This window comes from Aureibaculum marinum, assembly GCF_003813905.1.
In the GTDB taxonomy this organism is placed as follows: domain Bacteria; phylum Bacteroidota; class Bacteroidia; order Flavobacteriales; family Flavobacteriaceae; genus Aureibaculum; species Aureibaculum marinum.
Map to the genome: position 1 here is coordinate 89,531 of NZ_RPFJ01000015.1, position 10,306 is coordinate 99,836.

Genomic DNA, 10,306 nt, shown 5'->3' on the forward strand with positions numbered 1-10,306 from the left:
AAAATGGGATTTTTTAATTTATTTGGATCTAATAATAGTAATGAGATAGTAGAATACCTTGAAAAAGGAGCAGTTGTTATTGATGTTAGAACTGTTGCTGAATTTAATGAAGGTCATGTTGAAGGTTCAAAAAATATTGTATTAGATACAATTCCTAACCATATTGATAAGATAAAAGCATTTAATAAGCCTGTAATTACTTGTTGTAGAAGTGGTGCCAGAAGTGGTTCTGCTGAAAGTATTTTAAAGGGACATGGTATCGATTGTATTAATGGTGGGCCTTGGCAAAATGTAGCTAAACACGTAAATTCTTAAAAGTTTACTTCAGGATATTTTTTTCTGAAATTTTCAATTTTTTTATCTAGAGCTCTTCTAAATGTTTTGTGACTTTCACTTTTAGGGTGTATAGGTCTATGGGTCATATCTTTTTGAAGTTTATTAATTTCAGACATTATTTTTATAGTGTTTTCGTCTATAAAAGCTCTTGTAAATTTTTCCCATATGTATTTTATAGCCATTTTGTTTGGGTGTAGCATGTCATCATTATAGAATCGATAATCGCGTAAATCGTCCATCATTATTTCATAAGCAGGAAAATAATTGCTTGAATGAGAATTTATAGTGCTGTGAATGGCTGCTAATAAATGAGCTTTGCTTAATTGATTTTCAACAAAACCATCTTTAAGATGTCTTACCGGACTTACTGTAAAAGTAATAGAAACATTTGAATTTACAGAACTAACCAATTCAAGAACAGAAGCTAAACTATTTTTAATTTCGTCTATAGTAAGTAATTCTTTTTTAAATTCTTTTTGTGGAATTTTATGACAATTTGCTACCACTAAATTTGTCTTTAAATACCTATAAACCCAAGCTGTACCTAAAGTAATAAAAATGTGTGTAGCTTTTTTTAATACCTTATAAAAGTTAGCGGCATTTTTATTTTTTTCTTCCAATTCAGGGGTAGAACTAGAAAATTTTGAATGGTGATTAAAACTGTGCCACAGTCCATCATAAAAAGTTAAATCCTCTTTGGTGTATTTTTTCTTTTGAATCACATCTTTTATAACGTTTTCAATTGAAATAGGATTAAATATAATACCATTAGGATTTGCTAATGTGTCAAATTTATAATAATCCAATTGCTGGCCTATATTATCAGAAAAACAAGAACCTAGTAAAATGATATTGCTATCATATGTTATTGGGTAAGCTTGTCTTTTTATAGGTATTTCAGTTTTGAGTTTCATGGATTACTAATATAATTAACAATAATTATGTACTTTGTTTAGCAGTTCTCAAAATCCAATACAAGTAGAACTGATAAAGTTGGTTACACAATAAACTCCTTTGCTTTTGTCAATGCTTCTTTAATGCCATTTGGGTTTTTACCTCCAGCTGTAGCAAAGAAAGGTTGTCCGCCTCCACCACCTTGAATTAATTTTCCAAGTTCTCTTACAATAGTTCCAGCGTGCAATTTGTCATTAGTTATATTTTTTGATATATATATTGTTAAAATTGCTTTTCCTCCATTATTTGATCCAGCAATAAAAAATAAATTGTCAATTTCTCCTCCAAGTTGAAAAGCCAAATCTTTAATACTATTAGCATCTAAATTAATTTCTGCACTTATAAAGTTTATACCGTTAATTTCTTCAACTTTATGTTTTAATTCGTTTTTAAGATTTGAAGCTTTGTCTTTTAAAAGTTGTTCAATTTGTTTTTTTAAGTTGTTGTTTTCTTGTTGTAATTGTTCAATTGCTTTAACAGGATTCTTTGAATTTTTTAAGGTCTGTTTTATTGCTTGGTAATCTTTGTCAATATTTTCAAAATAATAACCTACAGCTGTATTGGTAATAGCTTCAATACGACGTATGCCAGCAGCACTTGCACTTTCTGATATAATTTTAAAGTGCCATATTTCTCCTGTATGAGACACATGAGTTCCTCCACATAATTCAATAGATTTACCAAAGCGGATAGCTCTCACGCTATCGCCATATTTTTCACCAAATAACGCCATTGCTCCTTCGTTTAAGGCTTCTTGAATAGGGATATTTCTTTTTTCAATCAATGGTAAGTTTTCACGAATACGAGCATTAACAAAATCTTCTATTTCTTGTAACTGTTCAGGTTCCACTTTTGAAAAATGAGAAAAATCAAACCTTAACGATTTTGGTTTTACTAAAGAACCTTTTTGTTCAACATGGTCTCCTAACACTTTTCGTAAAGCTTGATGTAATAAATGTGTTGCCGTGTGATTGCTTGCTGATAACTTGCGTTGTTCTTCATTTACAACCACATTTAAAACTTCTGATGTGTTTTTTGGTAAGTTTTTCGTGTAATGAACAATTAAGTTATTCTCTTTTTTTGTGTCAAGGATATAAATAATATCACCATTACTCATTTCTATATGGCCTTTATCTCCAACTTGCCCGCCACCTTCGGGATAAAAAGGAGTCATATTAAATACTAGCTGATACATTTCACCATCTTTTTTGGTGGTTACTTTACGATATCTAGTTAGTTTTACATTGGCACTTAACGTGTCGTAGCCAATAAATTCCTCTTCGTCATCCTCAATTAAAATAGTCCAATCAGAGGTTTCCACAGCAGATGCGGCCTTTGATCGATCTTTTTGTTTTTTCATTTCGTCAGTAAAGCCTTGCTCATTAACGGTATAACCTTTTTCTTTAGCAATAAGTTGGGTTAAGTCAAAAGGGAATCCATAGGTGTCATAAAGTTCAAATGCTTTTGAACCTGAAATGTGCTTGTTTTCGGCATTTTCTATAATTATATCTAATAGTAGTAGTCCTTGATCAAGAGTTCTTAAAAAAGAGTTTTCTTCTTCTTTAATGACGGTTTCAACCAATGTCTCTTGATTTTTTAATTCAGGAAAAACATCGCCCATTTGCTTGACCAATGTTTTAGTTAATTTATAAATAAAAGCTTCTTTTTGGTTTAAAAATGTAAATCCATAGCGAATAGCTCTACGTAAAATTCTTCTAATTACATATCCAGCACCTGTATTACTAGGCAGTTGTCCGTCTGCAATAGAAAATGCTACTGCTCGTACATGGTCTACAATAACTCTAATAGCAACATCAGTTTCGTTATTTTTACCATAACTACTATTTGTAATAGTTTCTACTTCTCTAATTAAAGGTGTGAAAACATCGGTATCATAATTAGAAGTTACACCTTGTAGTGCCATACATAGTCTTTCAAAACCCATTCCGGTATCAATGTGCTTTGCAGATAAATCTTCCAATGAACCATTTGCTTTCCTGTTGTATTGCATAAAGACTAAATTCCATATTTCTACAACCTGTGGATGGTCTTTATTTATTAAGTCTTTACCTGGAATTTTTATTTTTTCTTCTTCAGACCTTAAATCAACATGAATTTCTGAGCATGGACCACAAGGACCTTGAGCTCCCATTTCCCAAAAGTTATCTTTTTTATTTCCATTGATAATTCTGTCTTCACTAATGTGTTTTTTCCAAAAATCGTAGGCCTCTTGATCGAAGTCTAAATTATCTTCTTTATCTCCTTCAAAAACAGTAACATATAAATTGTTTTTGTCAATTTTGTAAACCTCAGTAAGCAATTCCCATGCCCAGGCAATGGCTTCTTCTTTAAAATAATCACCGAAGCTCCAATTGCCAAGCATTTCAAATAAAGTATGGTGATATGTGTCAATACCAACTTCTTCAAGGTCGTTGTGTTTTCCAGATACTCGTAAGCATTTTTGAGTATCAGCAATGCGTTTATCTTTTATGGCTTTTTGTCCTAAAAAATATTCTTTAAACTGAACCATACCCGCATTATTAAACATTAATGTAGGGTCGTTTTTTAAAACTAAAGGAGCTGAAGCCACTATTTTATGCTGTTTGTTTTTAAAAAAATCTAAAAATTGTTGTCTGATTTTTTGAGAAGTCATATGGTATTGGTTATAAACTAAAAAAAATTAAGTTCTTTTACTTTGCAAAACATTTTGTATTTTTGTTTGTTATACAATAGAAAATTGTATTTTAAACGATACAAAAATAGCATATTTTAATCTATGGCTAAAGTAAAATATTATTACGATTCTGATACTTTATCTTATAAAAAAGTAGTATTACGAAAACGGGATAAGTTTAAAAGATTCTTAGTGTTTTTTTTAGGAGCAGTTTCTTTTGGCCTAATTTTTATGTTTATTTCTTTTCAATTTGTGGAGTCTCCTAAAGAAAAAGCTCAGAAGCGAGAGTTAGAAAATTTGAAATTACGTTATGGCTTGTTGGATAAAAAAATGGCTCAAATAGAGACTGTTTTAGATGGTATTCAGCAGAGAGATAACGATATTTATCGTTTATATTTTGAGGCAAACCCAATTCCAGAAGAGCAAAGAAAAGCTGGTTTTGGAGGTGTGAATAGGTATAAATCATTAGAAGGTTTTGAAAATTCAGAAATGATTATTGATGTTACTAGAAAGATGGATGTGTTGTCTAAACAATTGTATATCCAATCAAAATCTTTAGATGAAATTATCAGTTTAGCTGAAGATAAAGAGAAGCTATTAGCATCTATACCAGCAATTCAACCGGTAAATAATGAAGACTTAACGAGAATGGCATCAGGTTACGGATGGCGTTCAGATCCATTTACTAAGGCAAGAAAAATGCATAAAGGTATGGACTTTACAGCCCCTACAGGTACACCAGTTTATGCTTCTGGAAATGGAGTTGTATATAGAGCAGATAATAGGGCATCAGGTTTTGGTAATCATATAGAAATAGATCATGGTTATGGATATAAAACAATTTATGCACATTTAAGCAAATACAATGTAAAAAAAGGGCAGAAAGTAAAGCGAGGAGATTTAATTGGTTTTGTAGGAAACACAGGAAGATCATCAGGTCCGCATTTACACTATGAAGTGCATAAAAATGGTAAAGCAATAAATCCTATTAATTTTTATTATGGAAACTTAACGCCTGATGAGTTTGAAGAAATGTTAAAAATGGCTGCACAAGAAGGACAATCGTTTGACTAATGAATATAAACTTACCAGATAAAAGATATTATAAAATTGGCGAAGTAGCGAAAGCTTTTAATGTAAACGCGTCTTTGATTCGTTTTTGGGATAAGGAATTTGATATTCTAAAACCTAAAAAAAATAACAAAGGCAATAGAATGTTTACCCCTGAAGATGTAAAAAACCTTCAAATGATTTATCATTTGGTTAAGGAAAGAGGGTTTACATTAGAAGGAGCTCGTCAAAAATTAAAGGCCAAACCAGATGAAATCAAAGATAATTTTGATATCATTGCAAAACTAGAGGCCGTAAAAGGAGAGCTTATAAAAATAAAAAATCAACTCTAAAAATTTATAAAATGAAAAAATGGTTAATTCCTGTAATAATACTTGTAGTAATTGCATTTGCTTTTTACCGTTGGGCTGTTGGCTTTAATAACACCGCAGTGGTACATCAAGAAAATGCCAAGACAACATGGTCTAACGTTGAAAGTGCTTATCAACGCAGAAATGATTTAATTGGGAATTTGGTAAAAACGGTTCAAGGAGCTGCAGATTTTGAAAAAAGTACTTTAGAAGGTGTAATTCAAGCTAGGGCAGAAGCTACCAAAACAACTATTAATGCTGGAGATTTAACTCCTGAAAACATGGCAAAATTTCAACAAGCCCAAAGTGGTTTAACAGGAGCCTTAAGTAAATTAATGGTTGTGGTAGAGCGTTATCCTGAGTTAAAAGCCAATCAGAACTTTTTAGAATTACAGAGTCAATTGGAGGGTACCGAAAATAGAATAAATGTTGCTAGAGATCGATTCAACGAAGCAGTAAACGTTTATAACATACATATTAAAACATTTCCAAATTCCGTTTTAGCAGGAATATTTAATTTCGATGAAATGAATAGATACGCAGCTGATGCAGGTTCAGAAAATGCTCCAGATGTTGATTTTGACTTTAAATAGACGGTTAAATGTATATTTAAAGTTGTAAATTAATTAATAGTTGTCTTATTTAGCTCTGTGCTATATTAATGTTTAATTATGTCTAAAGTAGAAGATTTTTTAACAAAAACTCAAGAACAAGAAATTGTTGAGGCTATCCGTTTGGCAGAGCAAAATACTTCAGGAGAAATAAGAGTACATTTAGAAAAAACTACAGATAAAGAACCTCTTGAAAGAGCTAGAGAAGTATTTCATTATTTAAAAATGAATGAAACAGCACAGCAAAATGGAGTGCTTTTTTATGTAGCCGTTGATGATAAAAAATTCTCTGTTTTAGGAGATCAAGGAATTGACAATGTAGTTCCTGATAATTTTTGGAATAGTGTTAAAGATACTGTAATCAGTGAATTTAAAAAAGGCAATTATGCAGATGGTTTAAAACAAGGAATCTTAGAAACTGGCCTCAAACTGAAACACTACTTTCCGTACCAAGATGATGATAAAAATGAACTACCAGATTCTATATCTTTAAGTTAGCAATTATTCGATTTTCTTCAGAGCTTTTATTAACTTTGTTGCTCATAAAAAAGTAATAAATGTCAACATTTTATAAGCTCTCTATCAAAGAGATTCAAAAAGAAACTAAAGATTCTGTATCTATAGTTTTTAATATACCTCAAGACTTACAAGACAAATACAAATTTATTCCTGGGCAATATGTAACTATTAAAAAAGTATTAGATGGTAATGAGCTTAGGCGTGCTTATTCTATTTGTTCTTCACTTCAAAGTAATCGTATAAAAGTTGGTGTAAAATCAGCTGAAAATGGTTATTTTTCTAAATATGCTGTTAATGAATTAAAGGTTGGAGATGAATTAGAAGTTTCAAGACCTGAAGGACGTTTTAATTTGATGCCTAATAGTAAGCACAGTAAAAATTACTTAGCTTTTGTAGCTGGAAGTGGTATTACACCTATTCTGTCAATGATAAAATCTGTATTAGAAACAGAAAAAGAAAGTCATTTTGTGTTAGTTTATGGAAATAAGTCTGTAACTGATGTTATGTTTAAATCAGAAATTGATACTTTAGTGCAAGACAATTCAGCAAATTTTTCTGTATATTATGTATATAGTCAATTTGAAGAAGTTGGTACACTTTTTGGAAGAATTGATACGTCTGTACTAAACTTTATATTAAATAATAAGTGTAAAGATATACAGTTTAATGATTACTTTTTATGTGGGCCTGAGCCTATGATAAATCTAATCAAAGAGAATTTACTGGAGAAAAATGTTGAGGAGAAAAATATCCATTTTGAGTTGTTTTCTACGGATGTGGATGATAAGGTTGGTGATGCTGATATAGATGGAAAAACAAAGGTAAACGTGTTGTTAGATGACGAAGAACATGCTTTTGAAATGGATAGAGGCAAAACAATTTTAGAAGTTGCTTTAAAAAATGGTTTAGACGCTCCTTACTCTTGTCAAGGAGGTATTTGTAGTACTTGTTTGGCAAAAATTACAGAAGGAAGAGCTGTGATGGATAAAAATTCTATTTTAACCGACAATGAAATAGAAGAAGGTCTTATTTTAACTTGTCAAGCACATCCTACAACGCCTACCATAAGTATTGATTATGATGATGTATAATTGAAATATAAATAATAAGAAAATAAAAATAAGCACTTACTTCTGTTGTTTTTTATGTAGACTAAAATAACCTAAAACTAATGCTAAGCCATTTTTTTAAATATGAATGATATCATAAATGCCATACCAATAGGAGTAGGTCTTGCGTTTATGATAGGCCCAGTATTTTTTGTGCTTCTAGAAACTAGTGCAACGAAAGGCTTTAGAGCAGCATTAGTATTTGATATAGGGGTAATTATTGCAGATGTTATATTTTTATACTTTTCATATTTTGGAAGCCGTACTTTGTTGGAAAAAATAAAGGATGATCCTAGGTTGTTCTTATTAGGAGGTGGTATATTATTTGTTTACGGTTTGTTAATTTTTTTTAAGCGTAGAAAGCCTATTATTACAGATGATGACCTTGTTGTGGTAGAAAAGAATAATTACTTTGGATTATTACTAAAAGGGTTTTTGTTGAACTTCATAAATATTGGAGTATTGGCTTTTTGGTTGGGAATGATTGTTGTAGTAAGTCCACAATTAGAAATGAATGATGCCCGTATTTTTACCTATTTTGCCGCAGTTTTAGGGTCTTATTTTATTACCGATTTACTTAAAATTTTACTTGCTAAACAATTAAAAAACAAGTTAACACCTCTTGTTATTCGAAAGATTAAAAGAGGTATGGGAGTCGCGTTGATGATATTTGGCCTTTTTTTAGCGGTTCAAGGTTTGTTTTCTGATAAGACTATGCAGAAAATTGATAGTGTAATTGAAGGGAAGGTGGATGAATCGGATAGCCGTTAAAAAAAACTAGTAAGGTTCTTTTATTGTTTGATTAAAAAAAGTTTATCTTTTGACAATTTCCTTAAACTGATAAAAAAAACGCTCTATCAATCTTAAATCTTCAGTTATAATGGAATCGTGATGGTTTTTAAATTTTACTAATTCTTTTTTTGAGGTAGTGACTAAAGAATTTGGAATTTTTAATCCAGATTTTTTTGCACTAAACAAATGTTGTAATTTAAAATTTTCTACCTCTTTTAAAAAAGAACCGACGTAATTGACATTGTTTCTTAAATAATTTTCAATCGATTTTATTAAACTGTCTTCTTCTTTTTTAAGCTAGTTGTAAAGATTCCCCGCATTATTTAAGGATACTGGAACATGCCTTAACCTACCTCTTCTGTGCCAAACAACCTTTACATTTGAAAAGTCAAATCCATTAATTTTTAAGCAAGATTCTTTATTATTAATCAAAAACCAATTTAAGTTATGCTGGTTTTCAAAGTTTAAGCGTTTAAACTTAACTTTAAGTTTGACCAACCAATTAGCTACAATATTAGTTGTAGTGTCATATTCACTGCTTATTAACAGAATCATTTTCCTTTACAACTTCATATTCAAATGGCAAACCATTTCTGTCATTTAAATGCCAAATAATATTTAGATAATTGAAATGATTAATTCTACCTTTTTCATATTCTTGCTCTACTAATTTCAACGTCCTTTTTTTATATTGTGCGGGCGTATGCATCAAAATAATATATAGAGGGATGTGGCAGTTAGAATTCTCTTGATTTAAATATCCATACTTATTAATAATTTTAAAAAGTTTTTGTGAATTTTGAACATCAATTTGATGTTGAAGATTCCATAAACTATCAACGTTATTTTTATAAATAAAAGAGTTTTTTCTATTCTTTATAAACAGCTCATTCATTTTGTTAATTTTATCGTCAATCGATAAACTATCAACTTCGAAAAATGATAAGGAGTCTATACCAATTGGAGAAAGCTTTAATCTATATTTCTGATCATTTTCATATAATATTGTCAAATCATTTAAAACAGCTTTACTAAGTATTATTTTTTCTTGTGACGATACAACAAAATTAACAGATATAATAAGAACAATTATCAAAACCTTCATGTGAATAGATTTAAGTAAATTGTAAACGTTGTGGATTTTCATACATTAAAATCAATAAATGAAACATAAAATGCACAACATTCAACAAAAATTCTTTTTATTCAGTAATTCCCCCTCTATCCTCTTCACACTCGTTATAAAATATAGCCGCATCGTTCACACCATCTCTATTTGTGTCTATATGTAAATCAGAGGAATAACTTCTGCCTGATATTTTTCCAGAACCGGTAGCATTGTACTTGCGATACCTAATGGGTTCTACATTTCAACCTAAAATATTAATTAGGTTTAACTTGTTTTTTCTAAAATCTTTTAAACTTAGTTTTTTCATAATAGGTTATTTTTTAGGATCTAATTTATAAACAGTATAAGTATCTCCACATGACCATTCTCCGTCATCATCATTATCATGGTGCACATCTTTTAGGTTTTTGTTCTTCTTGTCAAAGTCATTAGTTTTATTGGCTTCATAGCACCACCCATAACTTTTCTTGAGTTTTCATTTAAGGTAAAACCTTTAAAATCACTTATTTTTCTCATAAATTATAAATTTAGTTTAACATTATTTTCAGGCATTTCGTAGCCTTGTACGTAAAAATTGCAATTAATACTTGGCTAAAGTGAAAAGAAAATTTTGATAACCTGTGAAAAAATTTCCTAAAATTAAGTAAATATTTACTTGAATAGTGTTAAAATTTAACATAAATTTATGTAGAGTCTAAAGAGTCTAAAGAGTCTAAAGAGTCTAAAGAGTCTAAAGAGTCTAAAGAGTCTAAAGAGTCTAA

Annotated in this window: 10 protein-coding genes; 7 read left to right on the forward strand and 3 right to left on the reverse strand. The window is 30.1% G+C overall.

The window, feature by feature from the left end; translation table 11 throughout:
• The first annotated feature begins 3 nt into the window (after window positions 1–3).
• Entirely contained in the window at window positions 4–315 is a 312-nt protein-coding gene (locus EGM88_RS11645; RefSeq protein ID WP_123898464.1) for a rhodanese-like domain-containing protein, read from the forward strand.
• On the opposite strand, the gene EGM88_RS11650 is transcribed toward EGM88_RS11645, so the two are convergent.
• Window positions 312–1,250 carry a GSCFA domain-containing protein gene (locus EGM88_RS11650; protein WP_123898465.1) on the reverse strand — a complete coding sequence of 313 codons (939 nt, stop codon included), beginning with the start codon at window positions 1,248–1,250 and terminating at the stop codon, window positions 312–314. The genes EGM88_RS11645 and EGM88_RS11650 overlap by 4 nt on opposite strands.
• A gap of 83 nt (window positions 1,251–1,333) precedes the next feature.
• Window positions 1,334–3,943, reverse strand: coding sequence for an alanine--tRNA ligase (gene alaS, locus EGM88_RS11655; RefSeq protein WP_123898466.1), 2,610 nt, complete (start codon window positions 3,941–3,943; stop codon window positions 1,334–1,336).
• A gap of 123 nt (window positions 3,944–4,066) precedes the next feature.
• Between alaS and EGM88_RS11660 the strand changes: the two genes are divergently transcribed.
• The 6 genes from EGM88_RS11660 to EGM88_RS11685 all read left to right on the forward strand — a co-directional run bounded on the left by EGM88_RS11660 (window position 4,067) and on the right by EGM88_RS11685 (window position 8,395).
• Window positions 4,067–5,038, forward strand: a complete 972-nt coding sequence (locus tag EGM88_RS11660; RefSeq protein WP_123898467.1) for a M23 family metallopeptidase — start codon at window positions 4,067–4,069, stop codon at window positions 5,036–5,038.
• On the forward strand, window positions 5,038–5,367 hold the full coding sequence (locus EGM88_RS11665) for a MerR family transcriptional regulator (protein WP_123898468.1): 330 nt from the start codon (window positions 5,038–5,040) through the stop codon (window positions 5,365–5,367). The genes EGM88_RS11660 and EGM88_RS11665 overlap by 1 nt, the downstream gene beginning before the upstream one ends.
• A gap of 11 nt (window positions 5,368–5,378) precedes the next feature.
• Window positions 5,379–5,978, forward strand: a complete 600-nt coding sequence (locus EGM88_RS11670) for a LemA family protein (protein ID WP_123898469.1) — start codon at window positions 5,379–5,381, stop codon at window positions 5,976–5,978.
• 78 nt (window positions 5,979–6,056) lie between these two features.
• Complete coding sequence (locus tag EGM88_RS11675) at window positions 6,057–6,494, forward strand: TPM domain-containing protein (RefSeq protein WP_123898470.1); 438 nt, start codon at window positions 6,057–6,059, stop codon at window positions 6,492–6,494.
• A gap of 59 nt (window positions 6,495–6,553) precedes the next feature.
• Window positions 6,554–7,606: a 2Fe-2S iron-sulfur cluster-binding protein gene (locus EGM88_RS11680; protein WP_123898471.1), complete on the forward strand. Its 1,053-nt coding sequence runs from the start codon at window positions 6,554–6,556 to the stop codon at window positions 7,604–7,606.
• Between the two features lie 102 nt (window positions 7,607–7,708).
• Window positions 7,709–8,395: a LysE family translocator gene (locus EGM88_RS11685; protein ID WP_123898472.1), complete on the forward strand. Its 687-nt coding sequence runs from the start codon at window positions 7,709–7,711 to the stop codon at window positions 8,393–8,395.
• Window positions 8,396–8,948: 553 nt separating this feature from the next.
• Here EGM88_RS11685 and EGM88_RS11690 read toward each other — a convergent pair.
• Window positions 8,949–9,521, reverse strand: a complete 573-nt coding sequence (locus EGM88_RS11690) for a hypothetical protein (protein ID WP_123898473.1) — start codon at window positions 9,519–9,521, stop codon at window positions 8,949–8,951.
• Window positions 9,522–10,306: the final 785 nt, after the last annotated feature.

Bases quoted from the DNA above. Each gene is read 5' to 3' on its own strand.
- alaS (WP_123898466.1), bottom strand. From the start codon at position 3,943: ATGACTTCTCAAAAAATCAGACAACAATTTTTAGATTTTTTTAAAAAC.
- EGM88_RS11680 (WP_123898471.1), top strand. From the start codon at position 6,554: ATGTCAACATTTTATAAGCTCTCTATCAAAGAGATTCAAAAAGAAACT.
- EGM88_RS11670 (WP_123898469.1), top strand. From the start codon at position 5,379: ATGAAAAAATGGTTAATTCCTGTAATAATACTTGTAGTAATTGCATTT.
- EGM88_RS11660 (WP_123898467.1), top strand. From the start codon at position 4,067: ATGGCTAAAGTAAAATATTATTACGATTCTGATACTTTATCTTATAAA.
- EGM88_RS11675 (WP_123898470.1), top strand. From the start codon at position 6,057: ATGTCTAAAGTAGAAGATTTTTTAACAAAAACTCAAGAACAAGAAATT.
- EGM88_RS11690 (WP_123898473.1), bottom strand. From the start codon at position 9,521: ATGAAGGTTTTGATAATTGTTCTTATTATATCTGTTAATTTTGTTGTA.
- EGM88_RS11645 (WP_123898464.1), top strand. From the start codon at position 4: ATGGGATTTTTTAATTTATTTGGATCTAATAATAGTAATGAGATAGTA.
- EGM88_RS11665 (WP_123898468.1), top strand. From the start codon at position 5,038: ATGAATATAAACTTACCAGATAAAAGATATTATAAAATTGGCGAAGTA.
- EGM88_RS11650 (WP_123898465.1), bottom strand. From the start codon at position 1,250: ATGAAACTCAAAACTGAAATACCTATAAAAAGACAAGCTTACCCAATA.
- EGM88_RS11685 (WP_123898472.1), top strand. From the start codon at position 7,709: ATGAATGATATCATAAATGCCATACCAATAGGAGTAGGTCTTGCGTTT.